Consider the following 19,125-nt stretch of genomic DNA (forward strand, 5'->3'; position numbering starts at 1 on the left):
AAAAATAAGTAATTCAACCCAAAGCAAAGACTGTTTTAAGCATCTACCTCAATACCCATAAGCTGCATTAGTTTGGTCGCATTAAAACTTTTGCAAATGCCCGGAGTCAGCCTGTAGTCAAAGTGTATTTGGTTGCCCGAAATGGTGCTGTTAAAGCTATAGTTTTTTACCCCTTGGAGTTCGTTGGTCATGTTGCCCAATACAATGTCGTGAGTAGAAACAAAACCAAAGGCATTTTGCCTGTTCAATTGTTTGATAAGAGCTGTTGCACCTCTGTGACGGTCGTCTGAATTGGTACCCTTCAATACTTCATCGATCATAAAAAGAGTGGGTCTGTCATCATCAATTTGACCCAATAGTTGCTTCAACCTTTTCAGTTCGGCATAAAATGAAGAAACACTTTCTTCCAGATCGTCTTGGGTGCGCATGCTTGTAAACACCTTTAGCTCGCCAATTTCCATGGCTTTGGCGCATACTGGTGCACCGGCCAAAGCCAAAACACTATTTAGGCCAACAGTTCTTAAAAAGGTACTTTTTCCACTCATGTTAGAGCCTGTAATTAGGCAAATTCCCCCGCGACCGGTAAATTCAAAGTTATTACTCACTCGCTTGCCCGGGTTAATGAGCGGGTGTCCCAGGTCGGTCGCTTTAATGGTACAGGCTTCTTTAGAAAGTACAGGGAAGCAATAGTCGGGGTTAGCATAGCCAAAAGCAGCCATGCTCATAAGAGCGTCAAACTCACCAATTATGCTAAACCAGGATTCGAGGTTGGCCTTATTCTCTTTTTTCCAACGGCTTATTTTAAGGTACCAGTATATGTCTAGCAGTAAAGTAAGGTTAAAGAGCAAATAAAGCAGATTGGAGCGGTTTTGCAGGTTGTCCAGAATGTTCGACAATTCACGCAGGGTTTTGGAAGCCCTTTGGTTGTTTCCGGTTAGGTCATGTTTAAGTTGACTAAGTAACGGGCTATTAAAGCTATGGCTTTCAATGAGTGCTATTTGTTCTTTTAGTGATCGCAATGACCGATAACCGTTTTCCGTTTGTCTGGTAATATCGAGGAGTTGACGAAACACAGTACCCAAAACCGCAATATTCACAAAAATGAGAAGGGCAGGTAGCCCTATGGACACAAGGCCGGCTGCGCTGACTACAATGGAGGCCAATGTGGCTGTGGCCAGTACCGGCAACAGCACTTTGTACAGACCAAAGTTAGAACGCTGCTGCTCGGTGTTAAGCCAGTTGATTAGCTGCTGTACCTGAGCAGCCTCCGGTAGTTTTTCTGACAAGCCCTCCGCCTGAAATTGCTGACGAAGGTCTATGGCGGGAGCTAATTCCTGAATAGCCACCTGCCGGTTGTTTATGGTTTTAGAAGTGGCGTGTGTGCTTAGCCAGCCTGCCAGTGTTTTGCTTCCATAAACCGAAGAGGTTCGATTGATAAGCTGATACAACGAGTGACGACCGAAAATATCCAGATCGATGTGGTATGGATGGTTGGGTTCAAAGAATATAGCACCATCGTCCAGATGTGAAAACTCAAAACGCATTCGGCTCAGTTCGTCCGAATTTATATCAACCAGATTGTCGAGTAGCCGCAATTCTCTTTTCAGCCCTTCGTGCTTTTTTAGGAGATAGAGGTAGAGAACTACAAAAGCAAGGCTTATATATACCATTACCTCTGCATGGCCCCGATCAGCCAGGTACACAAAGCCAATCAAATAGAGTATAAAACTGCCGATTCTTAACCAAGAGTAGGTCGATGCTTTCTTTTTAATGAGTTGTTGCCTGCTCTGAAACTTTTCTAGCCTGTTCTGAAAAACAGTTTGCGGTGTTTCTTTCAACGTATTTTGTGTTTTAGACTTGGAGTTACGTATAAAGTAATGGCTAAGTTGAAGCCTGATTGGCTTACTAAGCACTTTCAGCTTGCAATTAGTAAAAACTTTATAAATTCAACCCCAACGAGAAACTACCAAGAGTGTCCACAAGCGAAAGTAAGTTGTTAGAATCCTTTTCAAAGGGAGATAAGTCAGCCTTCGAAAATCTTTTCAAAGAATACTACGAACCTACTTGCAGGTACGTAATGCGCATTGTTAGAGACCAGGATACTGCCGAGGAAATTGTGCAGGCAACATTTGTTAATCTTTGGGAGAAGCGGGAGATGATTCGTTCGGACATCAGCTTTCGTTCCTACTTGTTTAGAGCAGCCTACAATACTGCTCTTAATTACATTAAGCACAAGAAGGTAGTGGCTCGGCACGTAGCCAGTAAGCAAGAACGTATTGAGGAGGTGAGAAGAAACTTTGTGAGCCATCAACCCGATTTTGAATTGCAAAAGCGAATTGACGATGCGCTGGAAAGTCTTCCTCCACAGTGTCAGCGGGTTTTCCGTATGAGCAGGGAAGAAGGGCTTAAATATCACGAAATTGCAGAAGAATTAGGGATTTCGAAAAAAACGGTTGAAGTGCACATGGGTAAGGCACTAAGGATACTGAGGGATAGTTTAAGTGACTACCTGATGTTTTTTTTACCAATTATAACTTTAATGTAGGGGTAAGCGTGCCTAAAATTGTCAGATTATTGTAGATACAAAATACAATGGAAGAGTTGATAGCCAAATACTTGGCTGATGAGATGGGAGCCGAAGAAAGAAGCAAATTTGAAGAGCAATTGCTTCTTGATGAACAACTCAGCAATGAGGTGCAAAAAACCATTGCTGCCTGGGAGATTTCTGGTCGTACCAATCAACCTTCCTTGAATTTAAACACCCGACAGGCCTGGGAGAAAGTGGCTCAGCAAACCACTAAGCAGCGATCGTTGGTTGCAGAAAAGGGCCGATTCTCTTTCTTAAAAATTGCCGCAAGCATAGTGTTTATTGCCGCTCTTGGCTATATAGGCTGGCAGAACATTGCCCAAAAAACCACTGCCGAACAATTGGCTACAGTGGCTTCATCGGGCGAAATTAAAGAGCTTACCTTGCCCGATGGCACCTCGGTGAAGCTCAATGCTTTTTCTACTGTAACATACGATGAAGATTTTGGCAAAACCAACAGGAATATTTCTCTCACCGGTGCAGCTAATTTTGATGTGGTGAGGAATGAATCGTTGCCTTTTGTTATTTCTACCGAAAACAGTGAGGTAGAAGTTTTGGGTACCAGCTTTGAAGTTAGAGCCTATGAGGCAGAAGCGGTAGAGGTCAATGTATCTTCCGGAAAAGTGGGCTTTAGATCTAAGAAAGCCAAAGGAGAAGAGCAGGTATTAGAAGCCGGAGAAAAAGCCGTGCTTTCGGCCGATGGAACAAAAATGGTTCGGGACAAGGTGCGGAATAAAAACTACGCGGCCTGGTGGACAAGAGAGCTTATTTTTGAAAACGCACGCATGAGCGAAGTGGCCAGAGACCTTGAAAAAACCTATTGGGTGAAAATAGAAGTGGCAGAAGATATTCGCGATTGCCGGATTTCTCAAAATGTAAAAGATAAGTCGTTGGATGAAGCGCTTGAAATACTAGAAGCCACCTTCCCCTCTATGACTATTTCCAGAGTTAAAGAAAATCGTATAAAATTAGATGGTGTTGGCTGTACTCATTAAATTGGTACATGCATCGAAACATCATTGTTTCCCTACTTTTATTCGTTGCTATTAAAATTACTGCTCAAGACAATCAGAATTCTGTTCTTGACCACAAGCTTTCTATTGAGTTCGATGATGTGTCACTTCCCAATGCCCTACGGCAACTCAACCGGGAGGTAAGCCTCAGCTTTTCCTATAACAGCAATATTATTCCGCGAGATACCCGCATTACAGAAAGGTATGAGAACGTTTCTTTGAGGCTCTTGTTAGACGATTTGCTTTCAAAGGGGAACTTGTATTACCGCGAAGTACAAGGCACAATAATTATTCTCAAACGCATTTATAGCGAACGAAAAATTCAGGGAAAGGTGGTTGATGTTGAAACTCAGGAGCCATTGCCCTTTGCCAATGTGTTTATCGATAACAGTACCCTAGGGGTGGCTACTGATTTAGATGGCAATTTTGTGATTGAGAATATACCTGATATCGGGTTTAACCTTGTGGTGTCTTATGTGGGCTATGAGTCAAAATCTATTCCTTTTAATTACAAGCAGGAGGTTGAAGATCGTAGGTTCATTATTGAAATGAAGATAGACCCAATTGCTCTGGAAAGTATACAGGTAATAGGCAAAGCGCGAAGGCGAAAGACCCGTGAGGCGCGCAGACTCTTCAAACGATTCGAAGAAGAGTTTTTGGGAAAGTCTGAAAACGCCAAAAGTTGTGTGATTGTTAATCCCGAAGTTTTGGAGTTTGAAATACTCGACAGTTTGGATAACTACCGAGTGACTGCCGAAGACATGCTTTTTGTCGAAAATAGGGCCCTTGGGTTTAGGGTTAGTTATTTGCTCGAAGAGTTCAGGTTTGAAAATGGTTTGAAGATGAACATTGGCAAAGCTCAGTTTAAGGAGCTGGAGCCTAAGTCGCGCAGGCAATATCGCAACTGGGAAGAAGCCCGGGAGAAAGCCTATAAGGGTTCTGTGCAGCATTTCCTCAATGCCCTAATTACGGGAAAGCTGGACCAGGAAGGTTTTAAGATCAATGTCATAAACTACGACTCTGTCACTTCAGAGTATACCACCCCCCTTAATCCGGCTCCGGTGAGTGAGATTATTCAGGTAGAAAAAACAGACAAAGAATACCTATACACATTAAAGGCCCGGCAAGATATTGAAGTGACTTATACCGGAGAATATGAAGACGATGAGTATAAAAAACTCTACCGTAGTTCCAGTAAAAGCGGAAACTACAAGTACACAGACAAAAAAGCCCGCACCTCTATTGAGTTTTCGAACGGACAAAGCCTAACCAGTTACCAGGTATTTGGAATGGATCTGGAAGATGTAGAGCTTTTTCAAAAGTCCATTATCTTTTTCAATAATCATGAAACTCCAATTGGCTTTCCCGGTCAGTTTTTGAGGCCAAGGGATGTTACTTTTGGTGGTTGGTGGCGATGGGGAGCATTTTCTGACTGGCTTCCGCTCAACTACCGCCCCAATTAATGGCGAATGCCTACTAATTAATTGATGCCTGACTAATTATAGCCAACGCATTGATTTATTAATGAGGTACTTTGCAGAGCCTAAACATCAACTAGCTGAATATATTGTAAGTGGCCAGTGCAGCCAGGTAGGCCACCGCACTCATGTATATGGTTTGAATAAGTGGCCATTTCCACCCTTTGGTTTCTCTATACACCACGGCCAGCGTACTCATGCACTGCATGGCGAAGGCATAAAATACCATTAGGCTAAAGCCAAGTGCCGGAGTGTACATTTTTTCACCGGTTCTGGGATTAATCTCTTTGGCGAGTTTTTCTTTTATAGTGAGCTCGTCTTCCTCATCGGCTCCAATACTGTAAATAGTTGAAATGGTACCTACAAAGACTTCTCTGGCGGCAAAAGAAGTGATAAGCGCTATGCCAATCTTCCAGTCATAGCCAAGAGGTTTTATGGCAGGCTCTATCAGTTTTCCGAACCTTCCGGCATAAGAGTGCTCAAGCTTATAGGCACTCAGGGCGTTTTCGAACTCCTCTTCCGTAGCCGATTCAGGAAGTTCACGAAGCACAAACTCTTCTGCATTATTAAATCGTTCTCCTGGCCCGTACGATGCTAATACCCACAGAATGATTGAGATGGCCACAATTACCTTTCCGGCCTCAAAAACAAAGGTGGTAGATTTTTCATAAATCGTAAGGCCTACGTTTTTCCATTTAGGGAGCTTATAGCCCGGCAGTTCCATAATAAAGTAACTGCGCTCTCTAGATTTCAGAATGAATTTCATAACCCATGCCGAAAGTATGGCGGCTAGCAAGCCAAGCAGGTACAGAGAGGTGAGCACAAGTCCTTGCAAATTTATGAACCCGAGAACATCTTTTTGCGGTACTACAAGGGCTATGAGTAATGTGTATACCGGCAGTCTGGCCGAACAACTCATAAAGGGCGTAACAAAGATGGTAATGAGTCGATCTTTCCAGCTTTCAATGTTTCGTGTGGCCATAATGGCCGGAATGGCACAGGCCATGCCGGAGACCAACGGAACAACACTTTTTCCGTTAAGGCCAAAGCTTCTCATTATCCGATCCATTAGAAATACAGCCCGAGACATATAGCCCGACTCTTCTAAGAGCGAAATAAATCCGAACAACAGGGCTATTTGAGGGATGAACACAACTACTCCGGCAAGCCCGGCAATAATTCCATCCGTAATGAGGTCGTTAATAACTCCGGCCGGCAGGGCTTCTTTTACCCATGTAGACAAGTCGGCCATGGAGGTTTCAATAAGAGCCATAGGCCACTCTGCCCAGGCAAAAATGGCCTGAAAAATGAGCAGTAGAATGGCAGCGAAAATTGCGTAACCGAATACCTTGTGTGTAACTATCTTATCGATACGCTGAGTTAGGCTAAGTTCATTGGCCTGCTCAGTTTTAATATTTCTATCTACAATTTCTGATATGAGGGCATAGCGACCAAGAACCTCTTGCGACTGTGTGGGCACGTCATAAAAGCCATTATTGCGCTTAATTTCCTCAATTTCTTCGCGTTGTGCCTCGGTAAGAAAGCTGAGCCGTACATTTTGCTGAGCATACTGGTAGGCTCTGTAGTCTTCATTGAGATTAAAAACACTTTTAATTTCCTCAATGGTTTGTTCGGCTAGGTCTTTAACGGGATAAAAGGGTTTTTTGGGTGTTTTTAGTTCTTGAACGAGTACGTTCTTGAGTGTTTCTATGCCCACTCCCGATCTTGAATTGGTAGGCACTATTTTCACCCCTAAATCAATGGCCAATGAGCGGAGGTCAAACTTTAGCTTGCGTCTTTCGGCAAGGTCCATCATGTTTAATACCAGCACACACGGAATATTCAGATCCCTGATTTGGGTAAAGAGCAGTAGGTTCCTTTTTAAGTTAGAGGCATCGGCCACAACAATGATGACATCCGGATGCTGTGGATGATCCTGATCGAGTAGAACCTCCTGAACAATCTGTTCATCAAGTGTTTTCGGGTAAATACTGTAAGTGCCGGGAAGGTCGGTGAGTTCGGCAATTCTGCCATCAGGCAGTTTGAGAATGCCCGATTTTTTGTCTACTGTAACGCCCGGGAAGTTTCCTGTTTTTTGCTTGAGACCAGTCAGCAAATTGAAAAGGGTAGTTTTTCCAGAGTTTGGATTTCCAACAAGCGCTATTTTCAGGTCTTTCTTAGCTGCCATGTTTGCTAGCCTTCAATCAATATACTTGAGGCTTCTGTTCGTCTTAGTGAAAGTTGATACCCGGCCACACCAATAGCTATTGGACCACCCCAGGGGGCAGTTAGTTCCAACGAGATTTCAGTGCCCGGCAAACAGCCCATTTCCATCAGCTTTACCGATAGTACCTCATCAGTAAAACCTTTGATAACGGCTTTTTCATGAAGTTTTAAATGGGTAACGTTTCTCAAGACTTTATTTAGATTAATTATAAAGAGTGGCAAGTTAGCTGCGAAAAACGGTTTAACAAAACCTTTAATACTATTTGTCAGGGCTTAAAATCCATTCGGAATGTTTAAGTGGTTGCCAGGGCATTTTGGCCAGATCTACCTCCGGATCAATAAGCCGAACGAGCGGTTCTTTGTTTAGGCTCACAAAAGCTTCGGCTCTTATTTCAACATCGCCAAAACCCTCCTTCTCGTATTTTTTATGCAAGTAGCGTGCAAACTGCCATATCATGTCCGGATGCCCGGGCAAAGAGGCCGACTGCTGGGTGGTAAGGTGTTGTTTAGGGTTAACTATCCAACTCGAGTCGGCCTGAGGAGAGTACACAGTATAGTTGGTATAGCCTGATTTATAACGGAGCATCATGCGCCAGGCAAGCCGATGCCCTTCTTCAGTGTAGAACACATCGCCTTTGTACAGATGGTGTCTAACAGGTAGGTAAAGTTGATGCGCAAAGTAGACTACAAAAAGGGCCACCAGGCCAATGCAACTGGGAGTGAGCGATGGAAGACTTTTCTCTGTGGTGATAATAGGCTTCTTTTTAAAGAAGATGCGTCTTATGGTTTCCGGCTCAAAGAAGAAGACCATGAGGGCGATCATGAGGTAGGGAAAAATGCCAATGTGGAACACTAGGGAGTTGAATAAGTTAAAAACGATGGCTAGTACAAATGCTGCTTTTCGGGTCTTTTTCCAGAGCAACAAGTAAACAATACAGGCATCGAACAAAATACCACCATAAATTACCAATTGCTGAAGCCAGTCTTTTTGAAGCCAGGGGCCAATTAACCAGCGGTTTCTTTTGCCAAGAAAATTCATGGCTATGAAGTCTCCGTTGAGCCAACCAGGATACAGCTTATGAGCAGCTGCAAAAGTGAAGACTATCCACAATTGAACAACAAAAATGGTAATGCACCACCTGGGGCATGTGGTAGATACTACCGAATTCCACCGTTTTGCATCTCTTGAAGCATAGGCATGAGCCGGCACTATAAGCATGAACAGGCTCAGGAGTATAAGGAGGTAATAGTGGTTGTTGTAATGCGATTTTTGCATCCAATACACCAAAGTCCAAAGAATCGTAAAGAGTCCTACCCCCATTCGATAGTAGTAGCCAAACATAATCATCAGGCCACAAACGGACATGGCATAAAAATAAACGTACATCCACGGTCCGTCAGGAGGTTGCAGCCATTCCATGCCTATTAATGTAAAATTAAATTCAGGCTCTATGAGGGCTCTCTTTACCCATCCGGTAAGTGTAGCTCCAAAGCACTCTAAAAAGACCAGCGCTCCAAAACAAATTCTGAATAGAATAAGCGGTGAATTATCTACAGGTTGAAATTGTGATTTTAGCCAGTTCAATGCTAAGTTGAATTATTGAAGTCAAGTTAAGGTTAAAGTGGTATGGCTAAAAGTAAAATGAAGGCTTTGAGCAAAAAGCTAAAAGAAAAAGAGAAGGAAAGTAAGGTAAAGCACTATACTGCCGATGATGACTCTCTGGATTTTGGTGGGTTGCCTAAGGATAGGGATCTGAAAAAGAATATAGGCTGCGGGGGCTAGTTATTCCGAATAGAACACACGCTTTACACGGCTACTCACGTTGGTCAGTATTTCGTAAGGGATGGTGTGTGCCCATTCGGCTAGTTGGCTCACGGTAGGTTCGTTTCCAAACACAATCACCTCGTCTCCTTCTTTAGCTTCTATGGCCGTCACGTCAATCATGGTCATGTCCATGCATACATTGCCTATAGTGGGGGCTGGTTGTCCCTTAATGCAAACAAAAGCCTTGCCCTGGCTAAAGGCTCTCAAATAGCCATCAGCATAACCTATGGCAATTACTGCAACAACCATGTCTTTTTCAGCTTTGCCTTGCCTGCCATAGCCTATGGTTTCACCGGCTTTCACCTTTCTTATTTGTGAGATTATAGTTTTTAATACTGCAGGGCGTTGCAGGTGGTTTTGGTATTTATGATTAACCTCCACCCCGTGTAATCCAATGCCAAGTCGAACCATATCGAGCTGATGCTCAGGAAAACGTGTAATACCCCCTGAGTTGAGAATATGCCAAAGCGGTTTGTAGTTCAAAAGCGCTGACAGCTCAGAGGCCATTTGCTTGAAACTTTCAATCTGTGTCAGGGTAAAATGGTTGTGCTCATCTTCATCGGAGGCGGCCAAATGAGAGAATATGCTGTTTACCCGAATGCCCGGATTATAGCGCAGATATTCTTTCAGACTTTCCAGGTCGGTTTGGTTAAAGCCCAGGCGATTCATTCCGGTGTTTAGAATGAGGTGAACCTCTAGTTCTTTTTGAAAAGCATTGTAGGCCTCATGAAACTCACGAAGCAGGGACAATGAATATATTTCAGGTTCCAGCTTATACCTTATCATATTGAACGCATCGTCCACATTGGGATTCATTACCATTATAGGACTTTTGATGCCGTCTTTGCGCAAAGCTATACCCTCATCGGCATAAGCCACCGCCAGGTAGTCTACCTTATTGTATTCCAGAAGACGCGCCACTTCACTGCTGCCCGACCCATAGGCAAATGCCTTAATTACCGCCATGATTTTGGTGCGAGGCTTTAGTAGCGAACGGTAAAAGTTAAGATTGTGCCGAATGGCATCCAGATTAATTTCGAGAACTGTGTGGTGCACTTTCTCTGTGAGCACTCGAGATACTCTTTCCAATGCAAACTGACGAGCCCCCTTGATCAAGATGAGATGATCTTTCAGGTCTTCCAGGTCGTCCGACTCCAGAAGTGCTTCAGTGTTGTTGTAAAACCTTGCTTCCATACGAAAGGCTCTATGTGCCTCCTTTAGCTGAGGGCCAACGGCAAACAGTTTTTCAATTCCCTTGGCCATTAGAAGCTCATTGAGACTTTCCAGGTCGGCCTTCCCAATGTTGGACTGTATGAAGTCTGAAAGAATTAGTGCCTTTTTGTGGAACATGTGTTGCTGCTCCATAAAACTTAAGGCTTTACCCAAGCCTGCCAGATCGTTGTTATAGGTGTCGTCAATAATCTGATTGCCCCTTACACCGCGTTTTAGTTCCAGACGCATTTTCACGGGCTTTATCTTGTCAAGCCCTTCCTGAATTTTACGCAAGGGGGTTTGGCAATAGAGCGCAGCAATTATACAGTGTGTAAGGTTTTGCATGGAGGCTTCATCTGTAATGGACGTGCTAAAGGTTAGCCGCTGTCCATTCCATTGAACTGACAATTGACCCGGACTATGACTTACTTCAATCTCGGCCCGACCTTTTCTGGACCACGCCAGTTTATGCCCGGCAAACACTTTGTCGATTACTGCAGCAAGTTCTTGCTGATCAGCCTCATAGATCAATACATTACTCCTTTTAAAGAGTTTGAGCTTTTCACGAATTTTTTCTCCTATAGAATTGAAATTCTCCTCATGAGCAGGCCCAATGTTGGTGAAAATACCGAGGGTAGGAGCAATCATGAGTTCCAGGCTATCCATTTCTCCGGGTTTAGAAATACCTGCTTCAAAAATGCCCAGGTCAAACCGATTGGAGAGTGGCCACACGGAGAGTGCTACGCCCAACTGAGAGTTATAACTTTTAGGATTGGACAGTGTATATTGGGTTGGTGCCAATATGGCGGTAAGCCATTCTTTGACAATGGTTTTGCCGTTGCTGCCTGTTATACCAATTACCGTTTGCTTAAAGGCACTTCTTTGGTAAATGGCGAGTTGTTGAAGGGCTCGGAGACAAGATTCAACCCGTACCACATTGGCATGATCTGGCAGTTCCACTTCTTCATCGACCAGAAAGTGCCGGGTGCCTTGTGCTGCCAGACCCGAAATAAACTGATGTCCGTTGGTATGCTGCCCTCTTAAGGCTACAAATAGCTCGGTCTCTCTAAAAGTGGCCTGCCGACTGTCAAAACAAATGGTTTCGAAAGTGGGGGTTGTGGTTTTAGACAACAACGTGCCACCAGTGATTGCTACCAGTTGATCTATTTCCAATGGCTACAGGTTTAAAAGAGTTTTGCCCCGTTAGGAACAGGTACGTCAGGACCACAAAGTACTACATTTCCATCCGAGTCAGGAAAGCCGGTAACTAAAACTTCAGAGATCATTTTTCCAATTTGCTTGGGAGGAAAGTTAACCACCGCCAGCACTTGTCTACCAATTAATTCTTCTGGAGTGTATCGTTCCGTAATCTGTGCGCTCGTCTTTTTATGACCGATTTCTTCTCCAAAATCTACGACCAGTTTATAGGCCTTTTTACGAGCCGAATCGTTTATTTCGGCCGAAATAACAGTACCTACACGTATTTCCACTTTCTCAAAATCGTGCCATTCAATAAGGTTCATATGACTTACAAACAAAAAAGGTTTGACAATTGGTGTAATTCGATAAACAAAATTATTTGCCTAACGTTAAGCTAGTTACAATTTTTGATTAATTTAGGCGTCCAGTATTTAAAGTATGGCTCAAAAGATATCAGTTTTTACTCTCTGTTTACTAGGAATTGCTTTCCTCAACCAGGCTGCTTTGGCTCAGGAAGAGGGAGGTTCAGTAGATAAAACCGAAAATGTACAAGTGTCTCCCGTAGATTCTTTAAGCACTATGGAACGGGGAGAACAAGAATCTGTATCTGAGCCAGTCACTACACCTTTCAATATTCCTTCCAACGAATTGAGAAAGACGAAACCCCAGCCCGTGAATAAAGTGAATACTGGCGATAAAACAACTCCTGAGGGACAGGTAAAACCAAAGGAAAATAAACAAGAGGTTTCCTTTAACATCATCTACTACCTGATCTATAAGTTCAAACAGGTCGATAACTAGACTTCTTTTCTTTTACCAACCATTCAAGTAATTACTTTCTTTGTTTTTGCAATAGTGTTGCAATGCTGTATACCTTTGCCGCATGATTCAGCGGTCGCTTTATAGTCTGATCTTCTTTTTATCTGCATTGGCCCTTATGGCTCAGGAGAATTGCTCCTATTCACTCAAGGGGAAAGTAAAGGCCGCTATAACCGATGAAACTATACCGTTTGCTACGGTCTTACTCAAAGGCAACACAGAACTCTCACAAGTATCTACAAGCAACGGTAGCTTTAATTTTTCAGGCCTGTGTTCTTCAGAGGTTATTCTTACTGTACGATTCGTTGGTTTCCAGACTTACTCCGATACATTGACCCTAAGTTCGGGAGGTAATACCATTGAAGTATTGCTTCAGGAGAATGTGCATGAACTAGAAGAGGTACTGGTGATAGAAGAGGGGGTTGAAGAGGTAGCTACAATTGCCCGGGCGGAAGTAAACGCGAAGGCTCTTGAGAAATTAGGAGGAGAGTCGTTGGGTAAAAGCCTTTCAGGCCTATCAGGAGTGAATATGTTGCAATCGGGTCCCACCATTGCCAAGCCGGTAATTCATGGGTTGCACAGCAACCGAATACTAATTCTTAACAACGGTATCCGCCAGGAGGGACAGCAGTGGGGGCAGGAACACGCTCCTGAAATCGACCCGTTTGTGGCAAATAACCTGAGGTTGATAAAAGGAGCAGCGGCTGTTAAATATGGTTCCGATGCCATTGGAGGAGTTATTCTTGTTAATCCGGCCGAGCTGCCCCGAAGCGAAGGATTGTCAGGAAAGGCAAGTATGGTTGGTGCGAGCAATAACGGAATGTATGCTGGCTCTATGCTTGTTGAAGGAGGGCTGAAAGGGCTCAGAGGTTTTGGGTGGCGTTTTCAGGGTACTTACAAACGGGCTGGCGATGCCAGCGCACCTCAATACAGACTTACTAATACGGGAACCCTTGAAAGAAATTTTTCGCTTGGTGCAGGGTATCATACCGATGCTTTGGGGGCAGAGCTATTCTATAGCAGTTTCGATGCTGAAATTGGCATTTTGAGGAGCGCTCACATTGGCAATCTCACCGATCTTGAGCGGGCCATAGGACGAGATAGGCCTCTTTTTGCGGAGGATTTCAGTTATACGATAAATAACCCTTATCAGGCAGTAAATCATCAGTTGCTTAAGGCCAATGGGCATATGACCCTCGAGAATATTGGTGAACTATCAGCTCAATATGGGTTACAAATTAATAGAAGAGAGGAGTTCGATATTCGTAGGGCTGGGCGTTCTACAATTCCGGCCCTTGCGCTCGATTTATATACGCATACCATCGATCTGGACTTTGATATGTTGCCTCAGGGAAGCTGGAAATGGGATGTGGGAGCAAGTTTTATGTATCAGAACAATGAAAATGATCCTGAAACAGGGATTAGACCACTTATTCCGGATTTTGAAAACTGGACTGCCGGAGCACATGTAATCTCGCGGTTCATTCAAACCAACTACGAATTAGAAGCCGGGGCAAGGTATGACTTTAGACATTACCTCATCAAACGGTTCGATCGAAACAACAATCTGTTAAAGCCGGAGTTCGATTTTAGCAACCTCACAGGCTCAGTGGGAGCACTGTTTTTCCTTTCCAATAATCTTCAGCTAAGAACCAACATTGGCACAGCCTGGAGAGCACCTCATGTCAACGAACTATATAGCGAGGGGCTTCATCATGGTGCCGCGGCTGTAGAAGAAGGGAATCCCGAACTTGAGAGTGAAAAATCAGTAAAATGGATAACCAGTCTGGAAAAGAATACGGAGAAGCTCGCTTTTAATTTTTCAGGATATATCAACCTGATTACAGACTATATTTATCTAAGGCCAGAAGATGTGGCTCTGACCATACGTGGTGCTTTCCCTGTGTTTCGATACAGGCAAACCGATGCGCTTCTTACGGGAATAGATGCAGATGTTAGCTATAAAATTAGTGACCGGCTGGAGAACAAAAGCAAACTCTCCGTTATTTATGCTCAAGACCAGCGCCTGCGATCGCCACTTATAAATATTCCGGCCAATTCCGTATCAACTGCTTTGGAGTACGCTCTTAATTTAAAGGGCTTTGAGTCTTCTCATATAGGCTTTGAACTGGCCTTTACAGATAGACAGAGAAATGCACCCCGAGTGGTTTCAATTGCTGAAATTTTGGAGGCTAATGAAAGCGATTCGGACTTGTTTGCGTCAGATCAATCGGTTTTCGATATTCTGGATGTACCCGGAGCGTATACCCTTGTAAACCTGGAAGCAGGTTTGGAGAAAAGGCTTAGAAACTCAGCGCTTCGCGTCAACCTGGCGGTTACCAATCTTTTTAATGTGGAATATAGAGATTATTTGAACCGGTTCAGGTACTATTCGGCTGAGATGGGGCGCAACATTACCCTGCGGTTGAATTACGAGTTTTGAGTTAGAACCAAAAGAAAAAGCCTACTTCAGCAGGCTTTCAATGTCTTTGAGCGTCAGGTTGCCCTCGTAGTATGCCCTTCCGAAAATAACGCCTTTCACTCCAATATCTTCCAGTTTCTTGATGTCATCTACAGAGCGAACCCCACCACTGGCTAAGAGGTGTACGTTAGGGAAGGTTTTAACCAGATGTTTGTAAAGGTCAAAGTTAGGCCCCTCTTCAATACCGTCTTTGTTCACGTCAGAACACTTCACGTATTTAATACCCCTCATGTAGAAGTAGTCTATATGCTCTTCTACATCGGTATTGGTTGCTGTTTGCCAGCCCCTGATGGTTATTTTACCATCTTTGGCATCGGCTCCAAGTGTAATTTTCTCGCGGCCATAAGACATAAGCCATGAAGAAAACAACTCTCGCTTGTTTATAGCAACTGAAGAGGCGGTTACTGAGGTAGCTCCGTGTTCGTAGGCTTTCGAAATGTCACCGTCAGTTCTTATACCCCCACTGAAATCTACCTTCAGGTCGGTATAGCCCGCAATCATTTGCAGTATGTGGTAGTTAATAGGAGAGCCCTGGCGTGCGCCATCAAGGTCTACAATATGAATTTTCTGGATGCCATAATCTTCAAATTGTTTTGCAATATCTACAGGGCTATCCTGATACACAGTTTCTCTTGAATAATCGCCCTGCTTTAATCGGGTAAGCTTTCCGTTTATTATAGATATTGATGGTATAATCTGAATCATGGTTATTGAGCACTTTAAAAGCGGCTAAAACTAGTAATTTTTTAACCAGAAAAATGAAGCCCAACTTTAATTATTTATTAAAAGCCGGTTGAATAAACTAGTAAAAAATACAGCTTCCTGCAAGCTTTATGCTATGAATCAGTTGGTTAATTGGGCATTGGTAATGAGTTTGAATCCAGAGCCGTGCAGTGTCATGATCTGTACAGAAGGGTCTGCCTTTAGGTGCTTTCGCAATTTGGCAATATATACGTCCATGCTTCGGGCATTAAAGTAGGAGTCGTCTCGCCATATTATTTTTAGTGCCGTACTTCGGTCCAACGGCTGGTTTAAGTGAAGGCAAAGTAGTCTTAGAAGCTCCGATTCTTTAGAGGTAAGTTTGGTTTGGTCATTTCCATGCATGAGCAGTTGCTTATCATAGTCGAAGTGGAATGAGCCAAAGTGAAACTCCTTCTGATCAGAAATTTGAGGGTTCTTTTCTGCTGTTCTTCTCAAAATTGCCTGAATTCGCAATAGCAATTCTTCCATGCTGAAAGGCTTGGTAATGTAATCATCGGCCCCAATTTTGAACCCTTCGATTGTATCTTCTTTCATTGATTTGGCCGTGAGAAAAATAATAGGGGTTACCGAATCATTTTTCCGTATTTCCTTAGCCATAGAAAAGCCATCTTTTTTGGGCAGCATAATATCGAAAAGGCACAAATCGAAGGCCTCTTTTTTAAACGTTGAGAGACCTTCTTCTCCATCTCTGCAAAGTTTGGTTTCGTACCCTTTTAGGGTAAGATATTCGTTGAGAATCTGCCCCAGATTGGGGTCGTCTTCAACCAGCAAAATTTTAAAACTAGCCATGAGCAAACGGTAAAAATACTTTGAATGTGCTTCCTTTTCCGGGTTCACTCTTTACACTTACTGAACCCTGGTGCATATCTACAATGTTTTTGACATACGAAAGGCCTAACCCAAAGCCCTTTACATCGTGAACGTTTCCTGTAGATACACGATAAAACTTGTCGAATATTTTCTGAGTGGCCTCCTTAGACATGCCAATTCCTTTGTCAGATATTTTAATGATCACTCCTGTAGAAATACTTTCTGTGCGAATGTGAATTTCCGGAGCATCTGGCGAGTACTTATTGGCATTGTCCAACAGGTTATAAATTATGTTGGTGAGGTGCACCCTGTCCGCCTCAATCACTGAATTGGAAGCGAGTAATTGGCTGGTTATGGTACCTCCCCTTTTTTCTACCAATATGGTAATGTTCACCAAGGCCTTTTCTATAATGTCGTGAACATCTGAAAGCTCAAATTTGAGCCTAAAGTCTTTTTTATCCAGGCTGGCAATTTGAAGTACCTTTTCAACCTGCATTCCCAGGCGCTTATTCTCATCTCGGATTACCTGTACATAACGGTCAATAATGGCCTTGTTGCTTTTAATATCATCATCTTGCAAAGCTTCTGTGGCCAAAGACACTGTTGCAATAGGAGTTTTAAACTCATGGGTCATATTATTAATGAAGTCGTTCTTGATATCCGAAAGCTTCTTTTGCCGCAGTATTACCATAATGGCATAGGCAAAACAGCCTACCACAATAAACATGAGTAGGCCTGAGGCCGAAAGCGGCAAGAGGGCCTGTTTTAAAAGGTAGTTGCGTTCGTTAGGAAAATCAATGGCCAGAAAATAGTCTTTCACCTCCAGATCCATGGGGAACAGATTGGCCTTTAAAGGAGAAGATTTTATGCTTTCGGCATCTTCTTTAACATTGGCATTCAAGAGCTTAAGCTCGTCTTTGGCGCGGTCTATAATGCCATAGTTATACTCCAGGTCAATACCACGGTTGGTTAGTTCCCTGCGCAGCAGAGTGTCCAAGTCGGCAGGGTTTACACGCTCAAAAAGATTGTTGCTTCCCATTAGATGTTCCAGCCAACTCTGTTTGAGCATGTCCATGCGCTGGTTCATTTGGCGTTCCATGAGCAAACGCTGGCTATTATCAGTAGGAGGCATGGGTCCATAGCCCATGGGAGGTTGGTTTACAAAAGCATTAAAATTGAAAGAAAAAAGAATTTCGCCCGCTTGTTCGTTTACCTCAACCTGTAACATGCTGTTAAACACCTCTTCTATGTTTTGAACCTGGGCATTGCCAGCCCGCTCATAGGCGTTGTTGTTGGCAAATCTGTTAAGGGTGTCTCTCAGAGCTTCCAATCGGTTTTGCTGAATAGGCATTATGCGATTGGCATCGCGCTGCAGAAAATTATAGTCGTTTTGTATGGCCAGTTTGTAGGTCACTTCGTTGAGCGCATCGTTAACCGCTTTGGTAAAACGCTCCTTATTCACTGCACTTACCTCATTGATCCAGTAAAACTGGAACCCTATGAGCCCAAGCAGTGCTACACTCAACAAACCAATCAACCAACGAATCTTTCTCTGAGTCACGCGACTAAATTACGGCTAAATAACAGGCCTAAAGTGCTGCTTAACAATTATTAACATCGTTTAACCGGCCTTTAACAACGTTTTGCAGCTCTGCCCAGTAATTTAGCATAGTCAAAACAAGAAACTATGAAAAGGTCAATTTTCCACCATTTAAAGTTACTGCTGGGTATGTTTGCCCTGTTGCTGGTTGTGGGCTGCAATCAGGCAGTGCAGGCTCAGAATGAACAGATAAAAGAGAGCCAGTCTGTTTCAATATCTACTACCGAAGAGGGAAAAATTAAGCTGAAAGTAGTGCAAAAGAGGGGCGATGATGAAACTACTTTTGAAAAGACATATGATTCTTATGAGGCCATGCACAACGACCCCGATTTGGAAAAATACGGCATTAATAAAAATGCATTAGGCTTTACCGGAAGCATGGGCAAACCTCAATTCTTTTTCCACAATGGACCGGCTCAGGGTTTTTGGAACGATGATGATTTCTCCATGGCTCCTTTTAGAGAAATGGAAGAGCGAATGAGAGAAATGATGGAGCAGTTCGGCCACAGAGGTTTTGCTTTTGGGTTCGATGATGATGACTTCATGAATATGGACTCATTGGTGCAGCGCTTTAGTTTTAAAAATGACAATGGCCGGTTTTTCTTCAACGGGAAGGAAATTACCGATATGGACTCGCTAAAAGAGGTTATGAAAGACAAGTTTAAAAACTTTCATTTCGATTTCGATTTTGGCGATTGGGAAGATGATTCTTTTGGAGCTTGGGGCTTTAGCCATGACGATGATGACGTAAGAGTAATTACACGAGCCAAAGTAATGGTGAAGTCGGCTAGTGAAGAAGATAAAAAAGTGGTAGGAACCGAAAACATGGAAGCACTGGAGTTGAGGGACATTAGTTTCTACCCCAATCCAAGCGATGGCCGCTTCGATGTTGAACTAAAAACGAAAGCCGATTCCCCCATTCAGGTGATAATTGTAGACGACAATGGCAATGAAGTCTTTAACAGAGTCGGCCGTCCGCAGGCCGGAGAATATAAATTCAACGTAGACCTAACGCACGAAGGCAAAGGCATTTACGTTATGAAATTGATTCAAAACGACAAAGCGCTTACCAAGCGAGTGGTAATCGAGTAAATTTTAGTTTTAGTTGAGT

16 protein-coding genes are annotated in these 19,125 nt (G+C 43.4%); 7 read left to right on the top strand and 9 right to left on the bottom strand.

Annotation, left to right across the window (positions count from 1 at the left end):
* Positions 1-35: 35 nt before the first annotated feature.
* Positions 36-1,838 (bottom strand): MutS-related protein, encoded by a 1,803-nt coding sequence (locus B3O12_RS11390; RefSeq protein WP_286742424.1) that lies wholly within the window; start codon positions 1,836-1,838, stop codon positions 36-38.
* Positions 1,839-1,972: 134 nt separating this feature from the next.
* On the opposite strand from B3O12_RS11390, the gene B3O12_RS11395 reads away from it, so the two are divergent.
* The 3 genes from B3O12_RS11395 to B3O12_RS11405 are packed head-to-tail and all read left to right on the top strand — an operon-like array spanning position 1,973 to position 5,063.
* Complete coding sequence (locus tag B3O12_RS11395; protein WP_189629184.1) at positions 1,973-2,545, top strand: RNA polymerase sigma-70 factor; 573 nt, start codon at positions 1,973-1,975, stop codon at positions 2,543-2,545.
* A gap of 47 nt (positions 2,546-2,592) precedes the next feature.
* Positions 2,593-3,582: a FecR family protein gene (locus B3O12_RS11400; RefSeq protein ID WP_286742429.1), complete on the top strand. Its 990-nt coding sequence runs from the start codon at positions 2,593-2,595 to the stop codon at positions 3,580-3,582.
* An 8-nt stretch (positions 3,583-3,590) separates the two neighbouring features.
* Positions 3,591-5,063: a carboxypeptidase-like regulatory domain-containing protein gene (locus B3O12_RS11405; RefSeq protein WP_189629186.1), complete on the top strand. Its 1,473-nt coding sequence runs from the start codon at positions 3,591-3,593 to the stop codon at positions 5,061-5,063.
* 91 nt (positions 5,064-5,154) lie between these two features.
* Here B3O12_RS11405 and feoB read toward each other — a convergent pair whose 3' ends face one another.
* From feoB to B3O12_RS11420, 3 genes are all read right to left on the bottom strand, one after another.
* Entirely contained in the window at positions 5,155-7,266 is a 2,112-nt protein-coding gene (gene feoB, locus B3O12_RS11410) for a ferrous iron transport protein B (protein ID WP_286742432.1), read from the bottom strand.
* A 5-nt stretch (positions 7,267-7,271) separates the two neighbouring features.
* Positions 7,272-7,493 (bottom strand): FeoA family protein, encoded by a 222-nt coding sequence (locus B3O12_RS11415; RefSeq protein ID WP_229838535.1) that lies wholly within the window; start codon positions 7,491-7,493, stop codon positions 7,272-7,274.
* 70 nt (positions 7,494-7,563) lie between these two features.
* Entirely contained in the window at positions 7,564-8,889 is a 1,326-nt protein-coding gene (locus B3O12_RS11420) for an HTTM domain-containing protein (RefSeq protein ID WP_286756372.1), read from the bottom strand.
* A 42-nt stretch (positions 8,890-8,931) separates the two neighbouring features.
* Between B3O12_RS11420 and B3O12_RS11425 the strand changes: the two genes are divergently transcribed.
* Positions 8,932-9,087, top strand: coding sequence for a hypothetical protein (locus tag B3O12_RS11425; RefSeq protein ID WP_286742437.1), 156 nt, complete (start codon positions 8,932-8,934; stop codon positions 9,085-9,087).
* Here the strand turns inward: B3O12_RS11425 and B3O12_RS11430 are convergent, their stop codons facing one another.
* Positions 9,088-11,514: a bifunctional UDP-N-acetylmuramoyl-tripeptide:D-alanyl-D-alanine ligase/alanine racemase gene (locus tag B3O12_RS11430; protein ID WP_286756373.1), complete on the bottom strand. Its 2,427-nt coding sequence runs from the start codon at positions 11,512-11,514 to the stop codon at positions 9,088-9,090. It lies immediately after the preceding gene.
* An 11-nt stretch (positions 11,515-11,525) separates the two neighbouring features.
* The gene (locus B3O12_RS11435) at positions 11,526-11,864 is read right to left on the bottom strand and encodes a tRNA-binding protein (protein ID WP_286756374.1); all 339 of its coding nucleotides are present in this window, start codon (positions 11,862-11,864) and stop codon (positions 11,526-11,528) included.
* 115 nt (positions 11,865-11,979) lie between these two features.
* On the opposite strand from B3O12_RS11435, the gene B3O12_RS11440 reads away from it, so the two are divergent.
* Together B3O12_RS11440 and B3O12_RS11445 are read left to right on the top strand one after the other, a co-directional pair.
* Positions 11,980-12,342 carry a hypothetical protein gene (locus B3O12_RS11440; RefSeq protein WP_189629191.1) on the top strand — a complete coding sequence of 121 codons (363 nt, stop codon included), beginning with the start codon at positions 11,980-11,982 and terminating at the stop codon, positions 12,340-12,342.
* A gap of 82 nt (positions 12,343-12,424) precedes the next feature.
* Entirely contained in the window at positions 12,425-14,803 is a 2,379-nt protein-coding gene (locus tag B3O12_RS11445; protein ID WP_286756375.1) for a TonB-dependent receptor, read from the top strand.
* Positions 14,804-14,824: 21 nt separating this feature from the next.
* Here B3O12_RS11445 and B3O12_RS11450 read toward each other — a convergent pair whose 3' ends face one another.
* From B3O12_RS11450 to B3O12_RS11460, 3 genes are all read right to left on the bottom strand, one after another.
* Positions 14,825-15,547, bottom strand: coding sequence for a HisA/HisF-related TIM barrel protein (locus tag B3O12_RS11450; RefSeq protein ID WP_189629193.1), 723 nt, complete (start codon positions 15,545-15,547; stop codon positions 14,825-14,827).
* Between the two features lie 138 nt (positions 15,548-15,685).
* Positions 15,686-16,393: a response regulator transcription factor gene (locus tag B3O12_RS11455; protein ID WP_189629194.1), complete on the bottom strand. Its 708-nt coding sequence runs from the start codon at positions 16,391-16,393 to the stop codon at positions 15,686-15,688.
* Complete coding sequence (locus tag B3O12_RS11460; protein ID WP_286756377.1) at positions 16,386-17,975, bottom strand: sensor histidine kinase; 1,590 nt, start codon at positions 17,973-17,975, stop codon at positions 16,386-16,388. Before B3O12_RS11460 ends, B3O12_RS11455 begins: the two co-directional genes overlap by 8 nt.
* A gap of 126 nt (positions 17,976-18,101) precedes the next feature.
* Here B3O12_RS11460 and B3O12_RS11465 point away from each other — a divergent pair, with 126 nt between their 5' ends.
* Complete coding sequence (locus B3O12_RS11465; RefSeq protein ID WP_286742451.1) at positions 18,102-19,106, top strand: T9SS type A sorting domain-containing protein; 1,005 nt, start codon at positions 18,102-18,104, stop codon at positions 19,104-19,106.
* Positions 19,107-19,125: the final 19 nt, after the last annotated feature.

The organism is Roseivirga sp. UBA838 (assembly GCF_002296035.1).
GTDB lineage: Bacteria > Bacteroidota > Bacteroidia > Cytophagales > Cyclobacteriaceae > Roseivirga > Roseivirga thermotolerans.

Bases quoted from the DNA above. Each gene is read 5' to 3' on its own strand.
- B3O12_RS11400 (WP_286742429.1), top strand. From the start codon at position 2,593: ATGGAAGAGTTGATAGCCAAATACTTGGCTGATGAGATGGGAGCCGAA.
- B3O12_RS11405 (WP_189629186.1), top strand. From the start codon at position 3,591: ATGCATCGAAACATCATTGTTTCCCTACTTTTATTCGTTGCTATTAAA.
- feoB (WP_286742432.1), bottom strand. From the start codon at position 7,266: ATGGCAGCTAAGAAAGACCTGAAAATAGCGCTTGTTGGAAATCCAAAC.
- B3O12_RS11425 (WP_286742437.1), top strand. From the start codon at position 8,932: ATGGCTAAAAGTAAAATGAAGGCTTTGAGCAAAAAGCTAAAAGAAAAA.
- B3O12_RS11435 (WP_286756374.1), bottom strand. From the start codon at position 11,864: ATGAACCTTATTGAATGGCACGATTTTGAGAAAGTGGAAATACGTGTA.
- B3O12_RS11440 (WP_189629191.1), top strand. From the start codon at position 11,980: ATGGCTCAAAAGATATCAGTTTTTACTCTCTGTTTACTAGGAATTGCT.
- B3O12_RS11445 (WP_286756375.1), top strand. From the start codon at position 12,425: ATGATTCAGCGGTCGCTTTATAGTCTGATCTTCTTTTTATCTGCATTG.
- B3O12_RS11450 (WP_189629193.1), bottom strand. From the start codon at position 15,547: ATGATTCAGATTATACCATCAATATCTATAATAAACGGAAAGCTTACC.
- B3O12_RS11455 (WP_189629194.1), bottom strand. From the start codon at position 16,393: ATGGCTAGTTTTAAAATTTTGCTGGTTGAAGACGACCCCAATCTGGGG.
- B3O12_RS11465 (WP_286742451.1), top strand. From the start codon at position 18,102: ATGAAAAGGTCAATTTTCCACCATTTAAAGTTACTGCTGGGTATGTTT.